17 protein-coding genes and 3 pseudogenes are annotated in these 18,395 nt (G+C 59.1%); 11 read left to right on the forward strand and 9 right to left on the reverse strand.

The genetic code is table 11. From position 1 onward, the window contains the following. Nucleotides 1-9: 9 nt before the first annotated feature. Nucleotides 10-285, forward strand: a pseudogene (locus RGR602_RS16350) (transposase); the annotation flags it as partial. A 62-nt stretch (nucleotides 286-347) separates the two neighbouring features. Here RGR602_RS16350 and RGR602_RS16355 read toward each other — a convergent pair. The 3 genes and pseudogenes from RGR602_RS16355 to RGR602_RS16365 form a co-directional block, all read right to left on the reverse strand. Beyond that, a complete protein-coding gene (locus RGR602_RS16355) occupies nucleotides 348-632 on the reverse strand; it encodes a hypothetical protein (RefSeq protein WP_039845966.1) in 285 nt (94 codons plus the stop codon). Between the two features lie 373 nt (nucleotides 633-1,005). Then, nucleotides 1,006-1,449 carry a gamma-glutamylcyclotransferase family protein gene (locus RGR602_RS16360; RefSeq protein ID WP_039845967.1) on the reverse strand — a complete coding sequence of 148 codons (444 nt, stop codon included), beginning with the start codon at nucleotides 1,447-1,449 and terminating at the stop codon, nucleotides 1,006-1,008. A 441-nt stretch (nucleotides 1,450-1,890) separates the two neighbouring features. Continuing rightward, nucleotides 1,891-2,026: pseudogene (locus tag RGR602_RS16365) on the reverse strand (glutathione-dependent formaldehyde dehydrogenase); the annotation flags it as partial. A 740-nt stretch (nucleotides 2,027-2,766) separates the two neighbouring features. Between RGR602_RS16365 and RGR602_RS35800 the strand changes: the two are divergent. The 3 genes and pseudogenes from RGR602_RS35800 (at nucleotide 2,767) to RGR602_RS16380 (ending at nucleotide 3,913) form a co-directional block, all read left to right on the forward strand. Further along, nucleotides 2,767-3,238, forward strand: a pseudogene (locus RGR602_RS35800) (DUF4142 domain-containing protein). A gap of 91 nt (nucleotides 3,239-3,329) precedes the next feature. Further along, nucleotides 3,330-3,590 carry a hypothetical protein gene (locus tag RGR602_RS16375; RefSeq protein WP_039845969.1) on the forward strand — a complete coding sequence of 87 codons (261 nt, stop codon included), beginning with the start codon at nucleotides 3,330-3,332 and terminating at the stop codon, nucleotides 3,588-3,590. A 71-nt stretch (nucleotides 3,591-3,661) separates the two neighbouring features. Further along, a complete protein-coding gene (locus RGR602_RS16380; RefSeq protein ID WP_039845970.1) occupies nucleotides 3,662-3,913 on the forward strand; it encodes a hypothetical protein in 252 nt (83 codons plus the stop codon). A gap of 483 nt (nucleotides 3,914-4,396) precedes the next feature. On the opposite strand, the gene RGR602_RS38420 is transcribed toward RGR602_RS16380, so the two are convergent. The 6 genes from RGR602_RS38420 to RGR602_RS16415 form a co-directional block, all read right to left on the reverse strand. Then, nucleotides 4,397-4,546 carry a hypothetical protein gene (locus RGR602_RS38420; protein WP_166677532.1) on the reverse strand — a complete coding sequence of 50 codons (150 nt, stop codon included), beginning with the start codon at nucleotides 4,544-4,546 and terminating at the stop codon, nucleotides 4,397-4,399. A gap of 21 nt (nucleotides 4,547-4,567) precedes the next feature. Next, on the reverse strand, nucleotides 4,568-4,867 hold the full coding sequence (locus RGR602_RS16390; protein WP_052451604.1) for a hypothetical protein: 300 nt from the start codon (nucleotides 4,865-4,867) through the stop codon (nucleotides 4,568-4,570). 652 nt (nucleotides 4,868-5,519) lie between these two features. Next, the gene (locus RGR602_RS16395; protein ID WP_133941976.1) at nucleotides 5,520-5,783 is read right to left on the reverse strand and encodes a hypothetical protein; all 264 of its coding nucleotides are present in this window, start codon (nucleotides 5,781-5,783) and stop codon (nucleotides 5,520-5,522) included. Between the two features lie 696 nt (nucleotides 5,784-6,479). Beyond that, nucleotides 6,480-7,034 (reverse strand): DUF1003 domain-containing protein, encoded by a 555-nt coding sequence (locus RGR602_RS16400; RefSeq protein ID WP_039845972.1) that lies wholly within the window; start codon nucleotides 7,032-7,034, stop codon nucleotides 6,480-6,482. A 448-nt stretch (nucleotides 7,035-7,482) separates the two neighbouring features. Next, nucleotides 7,483-8,490: a Gfo/Idh/MocA family protein gene (locus tag RGR602_RS16410; protein ID WP_039845973.1), complete on the reverse strand. Its 1,008-nt coding sequence runs from the start codon at nucleotides 8,488-8,490 to the stop codon at nucleotides 7,483-7,485. Beyond that, nucleotides 8,490-9,476, reverse strand: coding sequence for an MDR/zinc-dependent alcohol dehydrogenase-like family protein (locus RGR602_RS16415; RefSeq protein ID WP_039845974.1), 987 nt, complete (start codon nucleotides 9,474-9,476; stop codon nucleotides 8,490-8,492). The genes RGR602_RS16410 and RGR602_RS16415 overlap by 1 nt, the downstream gene beginning before the upstream one ends. A 260-nt stretch (nucleotides 9,477-9,736) precedes the next feature. Here RGR602_RS16415 and RGR602_RS16425 point away from each other — a divergent pair, with 260 nt between their 5' ends. From RGR602_RS16425 to RGR602_RS16455, 7 genes are read left to right on the forward strand one after another with little or no spacing between them, the layout of a single operon-like run. Next, nucleotides 9,737-10,843 (forward strand): NAD-dependent epimerase/dehydratase family protein, encoded by a 1,107-nt coding sequence (locus tag RGR602_RS16425; RefSeq protein ID WP_039845976.1) that lies wholly within the window; start codon nucleotides 9,737-9,739, stop codon nucleotides 10,841-10,843. Then, a complete protein-coding gene (locus RGR602_RS16430) occupies nucleotides 10,840-12,882 on the forward strand; it encodes an NAD-dependent epimerase/dehydratase family protein (protein WP_039845977.1) in 2,043 nt (680 codons plus the stop codon). Before RGR602_RS16425 ends, RGR602_RS16430 begins: the two co-directional genes overlap by 4 nt. Before the next feature lie 23 nt (nucleotides 12,883-12,905). After that, nucleotides 12,906-13,985, forward strand: a complete 1,080-nt coding sequence (locus RGR602_RS16435) for a glycosyltransferase (RefSeq protein ID WP_039845978.1) — start codon at nucleotides 12,906-12,908, stop codon at nucleotides 13,983-13,985. After that, nucleotides 13,982-15,112: a CgeB family protein gene (locus RGR602_RS16440; RefSeq protein ID WP_039845979.1), complete on the forward strand. Its 1,131-nt coding sequence runs from the start codon at nucleotides 13,982-13,984 to the stop codon at nucleotides 15,110-15,112. Before RGR602_RS16435 ends, RGR602_RS16440 begins: the two co-directional genes overlap by 4 nt. After that, nucleotides 15,109-16,197 carry a CgeB family protein gene (locus tag RGR602_RS16445; RefSeq protein ID WP_039845980.1) on the forward strand — a complete coding sequence of 363 codons (1,089 nt, stop codon included), beginning with the start codon at nucleotides 15,109-15,111 and terminating at the stop codon, nucleotides 16,195-16,197. The genes RGR602_RS16440 and RGR602_RS16445 overlap by 4 nt, the downstream gene beginning before the upstream one ends. Next, nucleotides 16,194-17,312, forward strand: coding sequence for a CgeB family protein (locus RGR602_RS16450; protein WP_039845981.1), 1,119 nt, complete (start codon nucleotides 16,194-16,196; stop codon nucleotides 17,310-17,312). Before RGR602_RS16445 ends, RGR602_RS16450 begins: the two co-directional genes overlap by 4 nt. Nucleotides 17,313-17,322: 10 nt before the next feature. After that, nucleotides 17,323-18,378 (forward strand): UDP-glucuronic acid decarboxylase family protein, encoded by a 1,056-nt coding sequence (locus tag RGR602_RS16455; RefSeq protein WP_039846964.1) that lies wholly within the window; start codon nucleotides 17,323-17,325, stop codon nucleotides 18,376-18,378. The last annotated feature ends 17 nt before the right edge of the window (nucleotides 18,379-18,395 follow it).

Here is an 18,395-nt window from a genome sequence, read left to right on the forward strand (position 1 = left end):
GATGAAGGCATCCCAGTTTTCAAACGCCAGGGTGATGAAGGCATGTCGGTTGCCGAGATCTGCCGAAAAGCGGGGATCAGCCAGGCGACCTATTTTAACTGGAAGAAATATGCCGACATGCTGCCACCGGAGATGAAGAAGCTGAAGCAGCTCGAGGACGAGATTGAAAAAATCGTCGCGGATCTGACGCTGGATCGGGAGATGTTTCAGGACGTCATCCGGCGAAAAGCTCTAAAGCCTGCGCGCAAGCGAGAGGTGGTAAAGCGCATGTGCCGCTATTGGGCCGCTTAGCCTGGTGACGAGATCCTGCGCGCGGGTGGCAGAGCCAGAACGGGCGAGGATCTTGTTCACGACGACAAGCCATTTAAACGAAGGCACGCCTCGTAGTGCTCTTCTACCTTCTGCGTTGCCCTGCCGGCCGTCTCGCTCCAACCCCAGCGTGGCCTGACGATCATCTTGATGCGCGGATCATAACCGCCGGCCCAACACCATCGGCCAGTCATCATTCCCACGCACTCGTAGAAAATTCGTCCAAACTGGATGTTGCCGTCCCAACCGCTGTAGTCTTGATCGTGTTCCGCCGGCCAAGTCATCCGCCATCGATACTTCGGCTGGTATTCAAGCTCTGTCATGGCATTTCCTGATGCACAAAGGCGAGTGGTGAGGCACGTCGACATCGAAATTGTTCACCGCACACCTTCCGCACTGTCTTAGTCTTAACACCGTTCAGGTGAACGTTGTTCCGGACACAGCCGGCGCAAGCGAAGAAGGCGTGTCTTATGGATTGGGCAATCTTGCAAAGCATACGCCAGATTCGTGATGAGCCGCTTTGTGCATTCATTTGATCACCCGAGGATCGAGGCAGAACCGCGGGTCTCCAACAATGTCTTCGGCGTCGACGGGCTATCTCCGAAACGCTCGACTGTCATGCCGCCGTCACAGGTCGAATCCGACTCGATCGCGGAGCCCTCAGCCTGCGTTAGGCATGCCAACCCTCGCCGGTGCTCAATGAGATTTTGTGCCGGGACGCAGGCGTTCGTCTCTCCGATCGAACGGAATAAACCGCCTGTCTTCGTAGACTCGCAGATAGTCTGAGTGAATGGGATCTGCCAACTTCCGCGATTTCATGTAGGCCAGTGCTGAACATATTGGCCCGCCGGCGACTGGTTCCACGTCTATCACCACTCGCAGGTTCCCCGGTATGCCGATCGATTCCAGCCGATCCAACCTTGCTATCGTATCCTCGCCACACTCATAGTGTTCACCGACGACGTGATGGCCAATGCCTGGTTCGTTGAACATCATCGGCGCGAACCAAGGACCGGCAATGAGCATCGGATAACATTGTCGAGTCCTGGAAATCCCGAGAAACTTTGCACCGGAAAGTCCCTGCTCATGGAGAGGGAAACCTTTCTTAAGGGTTCCAAAAACGAACACATCCTGTGTCATCCGGATCAGCTCTGATGCGGTTTCGGCTTATTCGATCGCAAGTTTGGTGCGATCCTGATTGCAGCATTTCGGTCCTGCCGAGACAACGGCGGCACTCAGTCGCGTTTCATTGCGGGAGGCGCCGTCGCGAGGCTCTTTGCCGCGTCTGTTTCGGGCAATCCCTCTACCCTTTCATTGTCCGGTTGGTCCTGGCGCGTCGGTGGCGATCTTTCTGGGCGACTGCGGGCTGGGGTTTTACCGCGTTTGCCGGCAGTCGCACCGGGCGGGTCTTCACCTACCGGCCGGATTGGCTCGAGCTCCATCTCTGGTGGATGCACCTTATTGCGGTCTTCGATGGGGTCGTTGGATTCCTTTTGCATGATCGGGGCCTTTCTTCAATGCTAACAATCCTCACAGGACGACCATGACCCGCCTTTAGCCGTGCCGATCCTGCGCTTCAGTCAGAGAATCGCCGTAGAGGCCGACGATCGAAAACGTGCCGAAGTTGCCGCAGCACTCAATTGCCGGACGAAGGACATGCGCGCGATCGGTCCCCAGGACTTTGTGTGACGTTGACGCGGTCAAGCCGTGAGTCCCAGCCTTGCCATGCAGCAAGGTAAAGGCTTTCATGTTTTCGCCTGCCTTTCGATCTCGAGCGCGAAACCGATGCCCCGTCTTGCAGCTTTTTGAATTGGCACGTGCCGTGCAAGAAGACCGACTTCGTCGTCCCTTTGTCTTGAAATTCAAGACCGCCAAACCACGATCGGCGGGAGTTGTTCCATTAGAAAACGAGACGGATTTACTTGGCAGGAAAAGTCCGCCTTAGGCTTGTTCAGCCGCCGAATCGACAATGGGGCATGAAATGGCTTTTGGTCTTGATCCTTAATGTGGCAACGCCCCGGCACCTCAGCTGCTGATGTCGGATTGGAATTTCGACCCCTACCTGCTGGTTTCGATAGGCATTGCGGCTCGTTGACCTGGCTGCCGGCGCGTCGGGCGGCGGCTGCCGCGATCGCTCTTTCCACTTGTCGCCTTCGTTTCCCCTTTCCATGGCTAAGTTCAACATTGCTCTCGGCAAGGGCAATTCATCATATCGTACTGATCTCGCTCGTTGCGCCGCTTGCGGGGCGCTTTATCTTTAGCCGGGCGATGCTCCTGGATCGAGTGCCGACGATATTCATATTCGTCTTTCACACGACAATGCTTTGGCTATGGCATTTGCCCTTGCCCTATGCCTGGGCGCTCTCGGGAAGCACTCCTTACTGGATCATGGAAACACCGCGGCGGCGTGGCTTTAGAAGGAGATGCTCTACGGCCGACAGGCGGTGCACTTGTTGTCTGCGCCGCAACGCTTCTGCAGATGACAGCCGCTTGGCGCGTTCCTCTGCGTCTCGTCCTCTGTTCAATCCGCACTACCTGACCTCGCTGACCTATAGTCTGTCACCCCTTGAAGATCAGCAACTCGCAGGCGACGATGCCCGGACCAAGGCCCTTGTTCAGCAGATGGTGCCGGACCATCAGAAAACGAGCAGCGAGCTCAAGGCGCTGATTTCCGGCGGAAGGGTACAGGCGCAGCTGCCAGGCGCCGTGACCAGCGCCCAGCGGGGGATATGCTCGACAAGTTGAAGGGCCCTCAAGGCGATGATTTCATCAAGCAATATCATTCCGATCAGGAATCCGCGCACGAGGACGCGATCGACCTCTTCAAACGCTTTCGCGAAGGCGGCGACAATGCGGAGCTGAAAGCTTGGGCAGCAAGCACGAGGCTGCGCTCGAACATCATCTGCAGATGGCGCTCAAGTTGCGATGAAGCATTTGCATGATTTGCAGAAAGCGGAAATGCTCCCGGAACCTTCTTCTTTCATCAAGGTTAGGCGGCCGGACATTGGGAGCCTATGCGGATGAATTATCTCTGGCTGTTTGCAGTGGCAGGAGGAGCAGCACTTCTAGGCATTGCTCTTGCTTTCGGAATGATAACGCAGGACGGACGACGGTCTGTCTTCGCCATAGCGGGCGCTTTCATCGTTGCTATCGGCGCGCTGGGATTGGGCGTCTATATCGCCAAGGCGCCGACGGCGCCGGTTCTCGCCTCTGACAGAGAGCAGACGCAGCAAAGGCTTCCGGCTGCTGCAACGACGGAGAAGGATTTGCCGGGAAAGTGACACGCCAAACAATCGCCGATCAGCAAGCGTTCTGGCTAAGGCCATAAGCGCTCATCGGCAGGAGGTGCATCATGACGAATTTTGCGGCTGTCTCGGAGCGTGAGTTCGCCTTGGCTCTCGAGGCTATGACGGACGACGAGCTTTTCGAACTGATGGCTGAGCTGGAGAAGCAGAGTGAAGCATTAAACCGAACCTCGGCGACCGATGAGGTCTTCGCGAAAATCGCCCTCACGGAGAGCGCGATCGAAAGGCGGTTTCCCGGCCAGATGTTGTTGCCATACAAGGAATGGAAGAACAGGCCCGACCATTTGACGCTGCAATAGCGCCGATATCTTATAAAGAGATCTGAGAACTACTGGACCGCAGCCAATGAGCGATGGCCGGGGTCGTGAACGGCACGATAAAGAGTGCGGCTCCCTTCGCGTCACAAACGTGGATTTTGCCCGCTGAAGTATCTTTCCCCGAAAGCACGGCTTGGCCCATCAGCGCTCATGCGTCGCGTATCGCCTCGCGTCCTCGAGCGTCGCCAGCTCGGTGCTTCGAAGCCGGCGATCGTCCCTGCAGCGGAAACAATGTTGAAGTAAATCTCGGCATCGGCCCCCCCGATGGTTGTGGAATCCATGCCAATTGCGGATTAGCTCCTCAAAAAATGTCGCCGGGCACCTCGGGTCGAACTGGAGCATCAATGGGGAATCCTACCGTTTACCGGCGTTGAGATCAGCCAACATTTTGCGAGGCTGGAGGGGTTCTCCGATGATCTTCTCCAATCAATCGTCGTCGGCTTTGGCGATCGACATGATCGAGGCTCAGATCGCCTGGAGCAGATGGTTGAGCGCCGGATACTGATCGACGGCGCTGCTTTCAGCTTCCTTGTCGCAGATCGCCTGAAGTTCACCAACGATTTGCCGCACCACAATCTGCCGATCGACGAGAGCAGTCGCATCGGCGGTAATCATTGATATAGCCGAGTCTGTCCATCACAGCATATTGGTTTCGCTGATTTCGAAAGTCGAAGGCGAGTGCCCGGATCCCGGCGCTTTCGCCGGGATAGATAAGTTCATGAAATCCATATGCATGTACCGCATCAAGCCGCTAAGTTTACGCTGATCTCGAATGCCGCACTCAAACCAAGAGACAAGTTCCCTGGCGACATACTGCGCCGCCGGACTGGCAATCCCGTATGATTTTTCCGCGCACCATTCCTGTAAAACAGCCTGCAACATGGCGACGTCAGCAGACCGCAATGCCGGCTTGGTAATTCCTGAATGCTGCGTCATCGTATTCCTCCCAGTATAAGGCGATCCTAAAATACCGATTCTCGAATTCAACCGCTCGTGCGGAACCGTACGAATTTGGCACCGCGATCGTAGCCGCATTATTCGGATCTGATGCACGATTAGGTCCGTGCGCTTGGGAGAGTTACGCTGACACTGATTGTGGCTGCATAATCCAAAGCCTTTGTACCAGGAAAGGCGCTCCGCTCGATTCTCAGTCTGCTCATTTGAAAGCGCTCGGTTCAGCTGACCTCAGTTATTTGCAGGCCATTTTAGATGCCATCTGCTGTGTGAGACGGGCAAGCCTCGAGCGCCTAAGACGCAAGCGAAACTGCTGTCGGTGGGGGCTTGGCTATGACGCAGGAGCGCTAGCTTTAATCGCGGACCATTTGCCTATTCTGATTGGAAAAGACGTTCAACGCGCGAGATGGCTGCCGATCAGCCGTCGATATTCCTGCTCCGCCGCCCCGTGCCGTCGATAAGACCTGATCTACCAATCGCCGACGACGTCGGCAACACGATCTGGCGCGTCACCGCCGCGCCTTAGGTCGACATCGTTTCCGAATTAAACGCTCGCCTCTGCACCCAGTTTCGACGATTCTCCGCAAGCGCAGAGATGACAGCCCGACCATTGACAGTCGACGACACCATCCAGTCATTTACGGCTGACGAATTTGTTGAACCGGCTTGTCCCGCTGTCCTCGGTGCTGTCCTGATAAAGGAAGGCGAGCTCGTTTTCATCGAAGATAGCGAAGAATTCATCCCACGAGATCTTTTCCAGGTTCTCTTCCGGCTCCCCGAAGTCTATCCGCAATATGCCACCTTGCTTGGCGCCCTTGACGCGGGAGGGGTATCCCTTGCGCGCTTCCACCCACTTGCGAATTGCTGAATGATCGGTTGTCGTGTTTGCGGTCGTCATAGAAACCTCCATTCGATTTCCGCCCACGCTCTCTCTTGGGGCGCGAGCGTCGAACAGATCACGCGAGGGAAAGTTCCGGCCGATAGTGCGCTTGGCCAATAATTCGGGGCAACGCCGGCGACACCGCCGGTATCTAAGCTCGGCAAACCGAACATGAAGCGTTACACGCGATTTTTTGGGGGACCAAATCCGTGCGTAGGGATTCAAAGATTTCCGCCGGTGCAACCGCCGGCCGAGAAATAAGCCGGCCGGTTGACAGTTGCTATCGCCCAGCGCTCCCGAGGCAAAACAATGGCAGGTGATTCACTAAAGCCCAAAGAGAACTGTCTGCTGGCTGTGCTGCCGGATGATGAGTATGACGCTGTCGTATCGCAAGTCTCCTTTATACGCGAAGCTCTCTCAACGGTTCGACGAAGCCTCGAAATGCGCAAAAGGTTATGCTTTTTTACGAACGAAAGTTCAGGCCCGGTAAGACCAACCGCTTTGCGCACCGCCATCGCGCTGTTTCAACCACCGCAATGGCAAAGGAGGCCGGAACATCATAACAATGTTCCGGCCTCGCGATGTAGTGCTGCGGTCAAACTGCGGAAAGGACTGGTTGTTTCCGCGATCGCAGCGATGCGGGTCGCAGCCTGGTGGAATTCTTTCGGGACGCGCAATGGTGAAGCAGGCGACACGGCAACCGCGATCGCGGCTTCACGCCGGCGGGGCTTTGGTCCCCCGACGCCGCATTTTCTCTTCAATTTCGTCCAGCACCGCTTCCGGCGTTACTTGCTCTTTCAGTTCCTCGAGTCCCTCTCTGGTCTCGATTTCGACGTCGAGCTTCTCTGCGATGGCTGCGACCAGGGTGAGCAACTCCGTCGTCTCATGCTCCGCCAGAAGACAAATCTGTAAATTGAGATCGGCGCGCTTGTCGTCGGCTTCCGCCATACGGTTTTGGCTGATCAGCACGAACGTTGAGATGAAAATCGCTTCGACGGATGCCGCCATCGCCAGAATGACCAACGACGGGTCGAAAGCTAGCACGGGCGGAAGCGGGCCGACATTGACGATGATCCAAAGTGCAAATATCAGCAGGTGCAGGTAAACGAACATCATGGATCCCGCGAAACGGGTAATGGCATCGGCCACCCGGTCCTGCCGGGTCGATTGGCGCGCCTCCTGCTCCCGACGCTTCAGCAGAGCCTCGATGTTGCGGTCGAGACGTTTCGATATCGTGCGTTCTTGCTGCTCGGAATTGGACGCTGACATTGAATGCTTCCATGTTGCGGAAATCCAAACCTGCGCGAAGGCGGAGAGTTCCGCGTTTTACCATCGCCGCTCAGCGAACGCACGGTTCCCGATTGGTTAGCTCCTGCTTCCCGTCATTTTCTGCTCTGAGACGATCGGATGAGCTCGATGGCTCGCTTGCCTATGCCGGGAATAGCAAGAAGTTCGTCGTCGGTCATGGAAGACAATTTACTGACCCGCTTGATGCCGCTGGAAAGAAGCGCCTTGACGACCCAAACAGGGATTTTGCTGCGGGCGAGCATATCGCTCGAGGCTGCCCGCGGCTTCGACGCTGTCCGTGCTGGTCGAGAGGCCATTTTGATCCCGCAGATGATTTGCGATCGACAAAACCGGCAAGTGGCTCGGACGGTTCCAGCTGTTAACCGGTGCCTGCAAACAATTTTATCCGGCCGGACCCGACGCCGCTGCTTTATGCGTGCCGATAGATGTCGTCGATAATTTTGGCGACCTCGACAAGCCGTTCGCAGGAGGGATCGTAAGCCTGACCAGTCGCGAGCCGGGCCGCCCAGTCCGCCGCCCCCCGGCCGCCCCAATCGTCGGAAGGCAGAACGAGGCCTTCAGTGGCTGTGCCGCGGAAGCGATGGGCGGTAAAGTCATAGAATGACCCGCCGACATTCTTGAAAGATGCACCCCCGGTTGTTCCGAAGAAATCGGCCCCGATAACCGCATCGCACCCAGCCTGCAGCCGCCAGGAGCAGGCGAGGCGGATGACCGCATCCTTTGCCAACGTCAAAGTGGCGACGGCGAAGTCTTCGACATCCTCCGCCTTGTTGATCGACACGCCACCTTTCATCAGCGTACTCCTGGTCTCGGTCACCTCAGGAAAGTCAAGGCACCAAAGCGCCATGTCGATGAGGTGGACACCGAGGTCGATCACGCATCCTCCACCCGACAGTGACTTGTCGTAAAACCAGGATTTGTCCGGGCCGTAGGCATTGTGAAAGACCAGATCGGCGGCGAAGACGGTGCCAAGCTCGCCATTTCTGATCAGATCGCGGATGCGCTGCATGCCTTGCGTGTAACGATAGGACAGATCGACGCCCAACAGCCTGTCGGCTGATCTGGCGGCGGCCACGACCGCTGCCGCCTCCGCCGCGGATCGGCCGAGCGGCTTTTGGCAGAACACTGCAGCACCGGCCTGCAGCGCCCCGACCGACTGCTCAGCGTGCAAAGCGCTCGGAGTGGCAATGACGATGCCGTCGAGGCCGAGCGACAAAAGCGCATCGAGATCGGCGACGACTTCGGCATCCGGCGCAAGGCGCAGGGCTTCTTTTATCATTTCCTCAGAGGGATCGGCGATGGCAACGGCTATGGCCATTTGCGAGCGAAGGATCGCTTCCATTCGGTTCCTGCCGATCCAGCCGACACCCAGAAAGCCAAGTCTGACGGGCTTGACCCGCGTCTCGAGCGGGCGCATCAGCAAGTCACCATTGCCTTGAGGAAACCCTCGGGCCTGTCTCGGGTTGCGTCGAGCGCTTCACCCAAGCCTTCGAGCGGATAGACATGCGTATAAAGCGGTGACGGATTGAGTCTGCCGGAAACAACCGCTTCGATCGCCTCGCGCATGCCACTAATATAAATCCTGGGATCGCGTTCGTGAGCATTGATAATGTCGAGGCCACGCCAATTCCAGAGCTGCATATTGACCTGTCTCGGCCCGTCCTGATGGTATCCAGCCACCACCAACCGGCCGCGCTCCGCGGTCAGTTCACCGGCCAGGTCGAGCGGCCACTGCTTGCCGACCGCCTCAATGACGCAGTGGCAGAAAGCACCGTCGGTTAGTCGTTTCACGGCATCGATGATCCGCCAGTGATCATCCATCGGCAAGGTCTCGGCGGCGCCTACGCGCTTGGCAATTTCGAGCGAGAACGGGCGGCGCGAGATTGCGATGACGCGCGCGCCTGCGCCGCTGGCAAGCTGTGTCAGCAAGGCGCCGAGAAATCCGATCCCGATGATCGCAACCGTCTGGCCGGGCTCGACCCCGCTGCGCCGGAATATGTTCATCGCGCAGCCAAGCGGCTCGCCTAGGAAGGGTTGACCGTCGAGCGCCGGCGGCAACGCCACGACCATGTCTGCATCTGCGATGTCGTGGGTAGAGTAGGCGTGATATGAGAGCGCAGCGACACGGTCTCCCAAATTAAGGGCCGACACCCCATCCCCGAGCGCATCGATTCTGCCCCAACCCTCGTGACCGAGGCCGCCCGGCTCCGTCGGAAAGGCCATCCATTCCGGTCCGGCCCAGGGCGCAAGATTGGAGGCGCACACGCCCGATCCTTCGAGCCTGATCCTAACCTGGCCCGCTCCTGGGTATGGAAGAGGCCTTTCTACGACTGACATTTGTCCGGGGCCGGTGATGATCGCCGCCCGGATCGTTCCCTCGGTCGTTCTTGGCAACATGTTCATGAACTGCTCCTTCGTTTTGGGACAGCCGGCCTGCTTGACGGCAGACGTCGTTGCTGCCGCATGTGTTTCCGCTCCGACGATCCGACCTCTCACGACGTGGCCCTCCTCAGTCTTCGCTAACGGATTGGCCGCCGAACCAAGGACGCCGCCAGATGTTCCGGATGAAGTCAAAGAACATGTCAAAGATGATGTCATTGAAGGAACAATCTTCGCCGACCTCGGTTCGGCAGGTCACCTTCAACTCGAGCGGACGGAATGAGATGGCGACGATCCTTGTAACTGGTGGCTGCGGCTTCATCGGAAGACATGTTGTCGAAGAACTTCTCGAAAGCGGCTATGAGGTGCGAGTCCTCGATGCGTTGCTTGATCAGGTTCACGGCGGTGCTGAAACGTTGCTGCCCGAGACTGCCGAAATCATGCGCGGCGACGTCAGGGACAAGACTGCGGTCGAACGGGCTTTATCAGGCGCCGCGGGCGTCATCCATCTTGCCGCAGAGGTCGGCGTCGGACAGTCGATGTACGAGATCGCCCGATATGTCGGAGGCAATGATCTCGGCACGGCTGTCCTTCTGGAGGCGATGATCGGTCGCCCGCCCAAACGCATTGTCGTCGCCTCGTCCATGAGTGTCTATGGCGAGGGTCGATATGAAACCTCCGACGGTGCGCAGCTCGAGCTGGTCAGGCGACGCAGCGACCAGATCAAGATCGGCCAATGGAATCCGCGCGGTGCTGACGGCGAAGTGCTAAGGCCGGTGGCGACGGATGAGGAAAAGCCCGTTGATCTCGCCTCGATCTATGCGCTGACCAAATATGCGCAGGAAAAACAGGTTCTGATTTTTGGCGAAGCCTATGGCGTCGAAGCGGTAGCGCTACGCCTTTTCAACGTGTTCGGCGCCGGCCAGGCTTTGTCCAATCCCTATACCGGCGTATTGGCAAACTTCGCCTCGAGGCTCGCCAATGGCCAGCCCCCGATGATCTTCGAGGACGGCGAGCAGCGGCGAGATTTTATCCATGTGCGCGACGTGGCGCACGCCTTCCGCCTCGCACTCGAAAAACCCAATGTTGCAGGGCATGTCATTAATATCGGCAGCGGCCATGCCTATACGATCGCTGAGGTCGCAACGCTTCTCGCCGATGCGATGGGCGTGCCGGAGATACGGCCTGAGATCATGAACAAAGCGCGGTCCGGCGATATCCGCAACTGCTTTGCGGACATCGCAAAAGCGCGCGAACTCCTCGGCTTCGAGCCGCGCTTCAAGCTGGAAAACACGCTCGGACCGTTCGCCGAGTGGGTGAGACATACCGGAGCGATCGACCGCGGCGCGGAGATGAAACGGCATTTGGAAGAAAGAGGATTGGTGTCATGACCGTATCCGGATTGTCCGCCGGGACCGGCACAGCCTTGAGATCTTATGGCTTCGTCGACTGGTTCCGTCCGGGAGAATACGAACGGACGTCGCAGACGATTTCGGAGGTCGGATTAAGCGGCGCGAGTTATTTGCGCACGCATCTGTCATGGGCCGAATATCTCGCTCCTGGTGGCGAAGCGTGGTTTGATTGGCTGATCCCGAAGCTTGGGCGCGAGATCGATCTTCTGCCCTGCATTCACTACACGCCGCCGTCCTTGTCACGGACAGGACGGTCCTCCGGCGCACCGGCCGATCTCAAATCATATGCCGACTTCGTCGACCACGTGTTGACCCGATACGGACGGTATTTCAGCCACATCGAATTGTGGAACGAACCAAACAACCTGCTCGACTGGGACTGGCGCGAGGACAAGGACTTCCTGCTCTTTTGCGAGATGGTCGGCGGCGCCGCCTTTTGGGCCAAACATCGAGGCTGGCAGCCGGTACTCGGGGGCCCATGCCCCTTCGACCCCTACTGGCTCAACCTGATGGGAGAGCGGGGCGTACTTGGCGTCGTCGATGCCGTCGGCTTTCACGGTTTCCCCGGCACATGGGACAGCGAGGAAGGCACCTGGGGCGGCTGGGATATGCATCTTGGCGAGATGCGAAGAATTATCGACCGGTTCAATGACAACGCTGAGATCTGGATCACCGAAACCGGCTATTCGACCTGGCGCAACGACGATGTGGAGCAGGCCCGGCGTTTTGTAAAGGCTCTGAGTGTGCCAGCCGACCGGATGTATTGGTATTCCTGGCGGGATGTGCCGCCGGATGTGCCGGTGCAGGAAGGCCTTTGGTTCGACCCTCGGCACTACCATCTCGGTGCCGTCACCCACGACAACCAGCCGAAGCTGCTCGCTCGCCTGCTGATGGAAGGCGGGGTCGACCGGCTCGAACAGGTCGCACGGCTCGCCACCCCCAACGTCGCCAGAGGAGCCGCGCCGATCGTCATCACCGGAGGCTGCGGCTTCATCGGCTCCAACCTCGCCGACAGCTACCTCCAGGACGGCGAAGACGTCGTCGTTCTCGATAATCTGGGGCGGCCAGGCGTCGACCAAAACCTCGGGTGGCTGACTGACAGGCATGGCTCAAGTGTACATCCTGTGCTTGCCGACGTGCGCGACGCCAGAAGTATTGAAGCAGCCTTTGCCGACGCCAAGTCAGTATTTCATTTCGCCGCCCAGACCGCGGTCACCACTAGTCTCATCCATCCGATCGACGACTTCGAGGCCAATGCTCGCGGCACGATCAATGTGCTGGAATCGGTGCGCAAGGCGGGCCGCCATGCTCCGGTGGTCTTTGCCAGCACCAACAAAGTCTATGGCGGACTCGACAACCTTGCTATGCGTGAGTTCGAGGACCGCTACATTCCGGTCGATGAGATCATCCGGTCATACGGTATCGGCGAAGACAGGCCGCTCGATTTCTGCACCCCCTATGGCTGCTCGAAAGGCGTGGCCGACCAGTATGTGCTGGACTATGCGAAGTCCTTCGGCATCCCGACGGCCGTGCTGCGCATGAGCTGCATCTACGGTCCTCGCCAGTTCGGCACCGAGGATCAGGGCTGGGTAGCGCATTTCCTGATACGGGCGCTCGCTGGAGAGCCCGTCTCGATCTACGGCGACGGCAAACAGGTCCGAGATATTCTTCACGTTGCGGACGCGATTGCCGCCTATCGCAGCGTTCTCAACGGCATTGACGGGATCAAGGGCCACGTCTTCAACCTGGGGGGCGGCCCGGTGAATGCCGTCAGCGTCCTGGCGGTCCTGCGCGAGATCGGCAGGCTCATTGGGCGTCCGGTCGAGACTTTCTTCGACGACTGGAGGGCGGGCGATCAGTATTTCTTCGTCGCAGACACCCGCAAGCTGGAGCACACGCTCGGCTGGAGCGCGCGTGTCGGCTGGGAAAGCGGACTGCAGCACCTGGCGGAGTGGCTTATTGAAAACCGTTTCGGCGGCAGACCGATCTTGGGCCACGATCGAAAGGTGTCCGCATGATCCGTCGACGAGCCCGGATATTGATGACCCTCGATGCAGTTGGCGGCGTCTGGCGCTATGCGATGGATCTGGCCGCCGGGCTTCGGGGCCGAGGGGTGGAAATCGTCTTCACAGGCCTCGGTCCCGCACCGTCGGCAACACAGACCGGAGAGGCGAAAGCGCTGGGACAGCTGGTGTGGCTCGATGCCCCTCTCGACTGGATGGCGACGAACAGGGCTGAGATATCCGTAGCTCCCGCCGAAATTTCTCAGATTGCCAGAGACTACGGGGTCGATCTGCTGCATCTCAACCTGCCCTCCCAGGCTGCTGGAATCGATACGCCGTTGCCGGTTGTCGTGGTTTCCCATTCCTGTGTCGTCACGTGGTTTGCTGCAGTGCGCGGGACGCCGGTGCCGCCGGAGTGGTCATGGCAGCGCGATGCAAACTGTGAAGGCTTTGATCGCGCCGATGCCGTGCTTTCGCCTAGCAGGAGCCATGCGGATGCACTACGAGCCGCCTATGGTCTGATCCCCCGGCTCAGGGTGATCCACAACGCCAGCCGCGTCGGTTCCGACCAGCGTCCAAAGAATATTTTCGTCTTCGCAGCCGGGCGCTGGTGGGATGAGGGAAAAAACGGCGCGGTGCTCGACAGGGCGGCGGCAGCAATGCCTCTGCCCGTCATCATGGCAGGTTCTTGCTTAGGTCCCAACGGCCAGCGCCTGAAACTCAACGACGCCCACGAGCGCGGGCCGCTGCCATATCCGAAGACCATTGCTATGATGCAGCGCGCAAAAATCCTCGTATCGCCATCAGTCTACGAACCTTTCGGCCTGACCGCCCTTGAGGCAGCGCGATGCGGCGCGGCTCTGGTGCTGTCTGATATCCCCACCCATCGCGAGCTATGGGACGGATGCGCGCTGTTCTTCGATCCACATGATCCCCAGTCCTTGGCAGCCACGTGCATGCGCCTCGGCGAAGACGAGCAACTGCGCAACGAGCTCGTGGTGAGATCACTGGAGCGCTCGCGAGCCTTCCGTTTGGAACGGCAGGCGGCATCGGTGCTCGAAACATATACGCAACTGATGAATGACACTTTCACCCTGGCAGCGGCGGAGGGATCATGAAATTCCTGTTTTACACCCATTCGCTAATTTCGGACTGGAATCATGGCAACGCCCATTTCCTGCGCGGCATTATGCGGGAGCTGACCAGCCGACGTCACGAGACACTGGCGCTGGAACCCGAGGAGTCCTGGAGCCGGTGTAATCTCGTCAGCGATCAGGGACCGAGGGCGGTCGAGAAATTTCACGACACGTTCCCGCAGCTCCGGTCCCAAATTTACGGACCGCATTTCGATCACGAGGCGGCGATCGCCGAGGCCGACGTCGTGGTGGTCCACGAATGGACGGAACCGGCGCTGGTGGAGCGAATCGGCCGAGCCAGGCGTAGCAGTGCCAATTTCACCCTGTTGTTCCACGACACACATCACCGGGCCGTGTCGGCAAAGAGTGATATCGCCGGACTGACGCTTCAAGATTATGACGGTGTGCTCGCCTTCGGCGAAACGCTGCGGCAGCGCTATCTGCAGGCTGGTTGGGGGAGATCCGTCTTTACCTGGCACGAGGCGGCTGACGACGCGCTGTTTTACCCGCGGCCGGAGATCGCCAAGATCGGAGATCTCATCTGGATCGGCAATTGGGGCGACAACGAGCGGTCCGCCGAGCTGATGGAATTCCTCATTCGCCCAGCTCGTGAGCTCGGGCTGAAAACGACCGTTCGTGGTGTGCGCTACCCCAAACAGGCGCTCGAGGCTCTTGGCGAGGCAGGCATCGCCTATGGCGGCTGGATTGCCAATGCAGAGGCGCCGCTCGCTTTCGCCAATCATAAAGTAACGATCCATGTACCTCGGCGCCCCTATGTCGAAAATCTCCCTGGCATTCCGACGATCCGCGTGTTCGAAGCGCTTGCCTGCGGCATTCCGCTGATCTGCGCACCCTGGCACGATGCCGAGGCGCTTTTCAGGCCGGGCAGCGATTATCTCGTCGCTCAGAATGGCCGAGAGATGACGCGCCTGCTGCGCGAGGTACTGACGGACGATGCTCTCGCGGCTGCGCTTATCGCATCCGGTCTCGAGACGATCCGGGCGCGTCACACCTGCCGGCATCGCGTCGATGAGCTTTTTGCCATCCTGGAGCAATGCGGCACGGCTGGCGTCACCCGGCAGCTATCAACCGAGGAGGCGGCCGAATGAAAATCGCGTTTTACGGATCAAGCCTGCTTTCCGCTTACTGGAACGGTGCTGCCACTTATTATCGTGGCCTGCTGCGCGCTCTGGCGCAGAAAGGCTATGACATCACCTTCTACGAACCCGACGTGTACGACCGGCAGAAAAACCGCGATATCGATCCACCGGAATGGTGCAAGGTCGTCGTCTACCAAGGTACTATCGAGTCGCTGAAGGGGGTGGCGGCGGCTGCGACCGAAGCCGATATCGTCGTCAAAGCCAGCGGCGTCGGTTTCGAGGATGATCTCCTGCTCCAGGAAGTCCTTCGCCACGCCAGGCGGGGCGCTCTGAAAATCTTTTGGGACGTTGATGCGCCGGCAACGCTTTCGGAGCTGCGGCAGAGCCCCGAGCACCCGCTGCGCAAATCCTTGAGCCGGATCGACCTCGTCCTGACCTATGGCGGCGGTGACCCCGTAGTCGACGCCTATCGCGGCCTCGGGGCGGCGGACTGCGTACCGATCTATAACGCGCTCGATTCTCAAACCCATCATCCGGTGCGGGAAGAGGCGCGTTTCACCGCAGAGCTTGCCTTTCTCGGCAACCGTCTCTCCGATCGCGAAGCGCGGGTCGAACAATTCTTCCTCGAACCGGCGACCCGCTTGCCCCAGCAAAGGTTCCTGCTCGGCGGGTCCGGCTGGAGCGACAAGCCGTTGTCTTCGAACATTGTTCACATCGGTCACGTCCCGACCCGCGACCACAACGCTTTCAACGCGACGCCAAAAGCGGTCCTCAATATTTCCCGTGCCAGCATGGCCGAAAACGGCTTTTCGCCTGCAACCCGTGTTTTCGAAGCGGCAGGCGCCGGCGCCTGCCTGATCACCGACTATTGGCATGGCATCGCCCTGTTTCTCAAGCCTGGTGAAGAAATACTGGTGGCGCGCGACGGCCAAGATGTCGCCGATCTTTTGGGCGGTCTGACACGGCAGCAGGCCAAGGCGATCGGACAGCGGGCGCTCAAACGCGTGCTCAATGAACACACCTATGCCAATCGCGCCGAGACGGCCGACGCCATCTTCCGCGTTCGCGCCGCGCAAGCGGAGGCTGCCGAATGACCAGTTCGCTTGATATCATCATCCTCGGCCTCTCCCTGTCGTCGTCCTGGGGCAACGGCCACGCAACGACGTACCGCGCCCTCATCGGTGGCTTGCACGCACAGGGGCACCGGGTGTTGTTCCTGGAGCGGGACGTACCTTGGTATGCAGCCCACCGCGATCTCCCGGATCCCGACTTCTGTGAACTCGTCTACTATCGCGATATCGACGAGATGATTGAAAACCATGCCGGTCGGATCAAGGCGGCGGACGCGGTGATCATCGGATCATACGTCCCATCCGGTGTGACTGTCATCGACGGGATCGTCGCCCTTAAGCCGCGACGGTTATGCCTTTATGACATCGATACTCCGGTCACGCTGGCAAAGCTTGATCGCGGCGATGAGGAATATCTGGCTCGCCGACAGCTTCCGACCTTCGACGCCTACTTCTCGTTTTCGGGCGGAGACATTTTGACCAGGCTCGAACGCAGCTACGGCGCGCGCAAGGCGATCGCTCTTTACTGCTCCGTCGATGCGAGCCGATATCAGGCAACGGGCGAAGCCTTCTGCTGGGATTTCGGCTATCTCGGCACCTATAGCCCCGACCGGCAGCCATCGCTGGAGCGGCTCCTGATCGAGCCCGCCCGTCAGTTGCCGCATCTTCGCTTCGCAGTTGCCGGTCCGCAATATCCTGAAGATATCGACTGGCCGGCAAACGTCGAGCGGATCGAGCACCTGCCTCCAGCCGATCATCCGAGTTTCTATAGCCGCCAACGCTTTACGCTGAACGTCACGCGAAGCGACATGATTGCAGCAGGCTGGTCGCCTAGCGTGCGGCTGTTCGAGGCCGCTGCCTGCGGCACGCCAATCATCAGCGACGACTGGCGCGGCCTCCACGAGCTTTTCGTCAACGATCGGGCAATCGTCATCGCCCGACGATCGAAGGATGTGGTCGACGCCCTGACGACGATCAACGCAGCAGGGCGCCTTGCACTGGCATCGGCCGCCAGGGCGACGGTGGTCCAGCGCCATACCGGCGATGTGCGGGCTCGTGAACTCGCCGCCGCGTTGCGAGAACTGCCAGAAGAACGGGTGAACGACAGCCGCCCTCACCGTCAATCCATTTCAGTTTAGGAGACGCATGATGCTGCAAAGGACGAGAAACCGAAGAGTAAAGACCGTGCTTGTTGCAGGAGGAGCCGGTTTCGTCGGCTCGCATTTATGCGACGCGATGCTGGCGCGCGGCGACCGGGTGATTTGCGTCGACAGCTATGTCACCGGATCGGAAGACAATGTCCGGCCGCTGATCAACCATCCCAAGTTCCGTTTGATCGAGAAGGACATCTGCCACCTGGATAGCCTCGACGAGCCTTTGGACGAGATCTACAATCTCGCCTGCGCGGCCTCGCCCCCTCAGTACCAGGCAGACCCGGTGCATACGATGATGACCTGTGTAGCCGGCACAGGCAATTTGCTTTCGCTGGCCGAACAGCATCGTGCCTCGCTGCTCCAGGCGTCGACGAGCGAGGTCTATGGTGATCCCGTAGAGCATCCGCAGACGGAAGACTACCGCGGCAATGTCAGCTGCATAGGCCCACGCGCCTGTTACGACGAAGGCAAACGCGCGGCGGAAGCGCTTTGTTTCGATATGCTGCGGGCTGGAAAGGTGGATGCGCGCGTTGCCCGTATCTTCAACACCTACGGGCCACGCATGCAGCCGAGCGATGGGAGGATCATTTCCAACCTTCTGGTGCAAGCCATTTCCGGCGCACCGCTGACGATTTATGGAAGCGGTGATCAGACGCGCTCCTTCTGCTTTGTCAGTGATCTCGTTGCAGGGTTGATGGCACTGATGGACGTCGACCCCAATCCTGGCGCTCCGGTCAACCTCGGCAATCCCGGCGAGTTCACGATTAACCAGCTTGTCGACATGGTGATGGCCATGGTGCCGTCGACATCCATCGTCGTCCACAAGCCGCTGCCGGAAGACGATCCTCAGCGCAGACGGCCTGACATTTCACGGGCAAAAGAACTGCTGCGCTGGGAGCCGACCATCCCGCTTGCCGAAGGCCTTCGTCTGACCGCCGATTGGTTCATTGCCGCGGCCCGTCCTGATGGAGGCTTCGACAACGCACAGGTTACCCGGCGCTCGAACTGGCGGCGGCGTGCAAAAGCTGGACGTACCGCGATCGGCGTCTGACATGCGAGGGATAGACC

Source organism: Rhizobium gallicum bv. gallicum R602sp (assembly GCF_000816845.1).
GTDB classification, from domain to species: Bacteria; Pseudomonadota; Alphaproteobacteria; order Rhizobiales; family Rhizobiaceae; genus Rhizobium; species Rhizobium gallicum.

What these genes read in the sequence shown, in the direction of transcription:
- RGR602_RS16355 (WP_039845966.1), bottom strand. Translation starts at nt 632, where the DNA reads ATGACAGAGCTTGAATACCAGCCGAAGTATCGATGGCGGATGACTTGG.
- RGR602_RS16360 (WP_039845967.1), bottom strand. Translation starts at nt 1,449, where the DNA reads ATGACACAGGATGTGTTCGTTTTTGGAACCCTTAAGAAAGGTTTCCCT.
- RGR602_RS16375 (WP_039845969.1), top strand. Translation starts at nt 3,330, where the DNA reads ATGAATTATCTCTGGCTGTTTGCAGTGGCAGGAGGAGCAGCACTTCTA.
- RGR602_RS16380 (WP_039845970.1), top strand. Translation starts at nt 3,662, where the DNA reads ATGACGAATTTTGCGGCTGTCTCGGAGCGTGAGTTCGCCTTGGCTCTC.
- RGR602_RS38420 (WP_166677532.1), bottom strand. Translation starts at nt 4,546, where the DNA reads ATGATTACCGCCGATGCGACTGCTCTCGTCGATCGGCAGATTGTGGTG.
- RGR602_RS16390 (WP_052451604.1), bottom strand. Translation starts at nt 4,867, where the DNA reads ATGACGCAGCATTCAGGAATTACCAAGCCGGCATTGCGGTCTGCTGAC.
- RGR602_RS16395 (WP_133941976.1), bottom strand. Translation starts at nt 5,783, where the DNA reads ATGACGACCGCAAACACGACAACCGATCATTCAGCAATTCGCAAGTGG.
- RGR602_RS16400 (WP_039845972.1), bottom strand. Translation starts at nt 7,034, where the DNA reads ATGTCAGCGTCCAATTCCGAGCAGCAAGAACGCACGATATCGAAACGT.
- RGR602_RS16410 (WP_039845973.1), bottom strand. Translation starts at nt 8,490, where the DNA reads ATGCGCCCGCTCGAGACGCGGGTCAAGCCCGTCAGACTTGGCTTTCTG.
- RGR602_RS16415 (WP_039845974.1), bottom strand. Translation starts at nt 9,476, where the DNA reads ATGAACATGTTGCCAAGAACGACCGAGGGAACGATCCGGGCGGCGATC.
- RGR602_RS16425 (WP_039845976.1), top strand. Translation starts at nt 9,737, where the DNA reads ATGGCGACGATCCTTGTAACTGGTGGCTGCGGCTTCATCGGAAGACAT.
- RGR602_RS16430 (WP_039845977.1), top strand. Translation starts at nt 10,840, where the DNA reads ATGACCGTATCCGGATTGTCCGCCGGGACCGGCACAGCCTTGAGATCT.
- RGR602_RS16435 (WP_039845978.1), top strand. Translation starts at nt 12,906, where the DNA reads ATGACCCTCGATGCAGTTGGCGGCGTCTGGCGCTATGCGATGGATCTG.
- RGR602_RS16440 (WP_039845979.1), top strand. Translation starts at nt 13,982, where the DNA reads ATGAAATTCCTGTTTTACACCCATTCGCTAATTTCGGACTGGAATCAT.
- RGR602_RS16445 (WP_039845980.1), top strand. Translation starts at nt 15,109, where the DNA reads ATGAAAATCGCGTTTTACGGATCAAGCCTGCTTTCCGCTTACTGGAAC.
- RGR602_RS16450 (WP_039845981.1), top strand. Translation starts at nt 16,194, where the DNA reads ATGACCAGTTCGCTTGATATCATCATCCTCGGCCTCTCCCTGTCGTCG.
- RGR602_RS16455 (WP_039846964.1), top strand. Translation starts at nt 17,323, where the DNA reads ATGCTGCAAAGGACGAGAAACCGAAGAGTAAAGACCGTGCTTGTTGCA.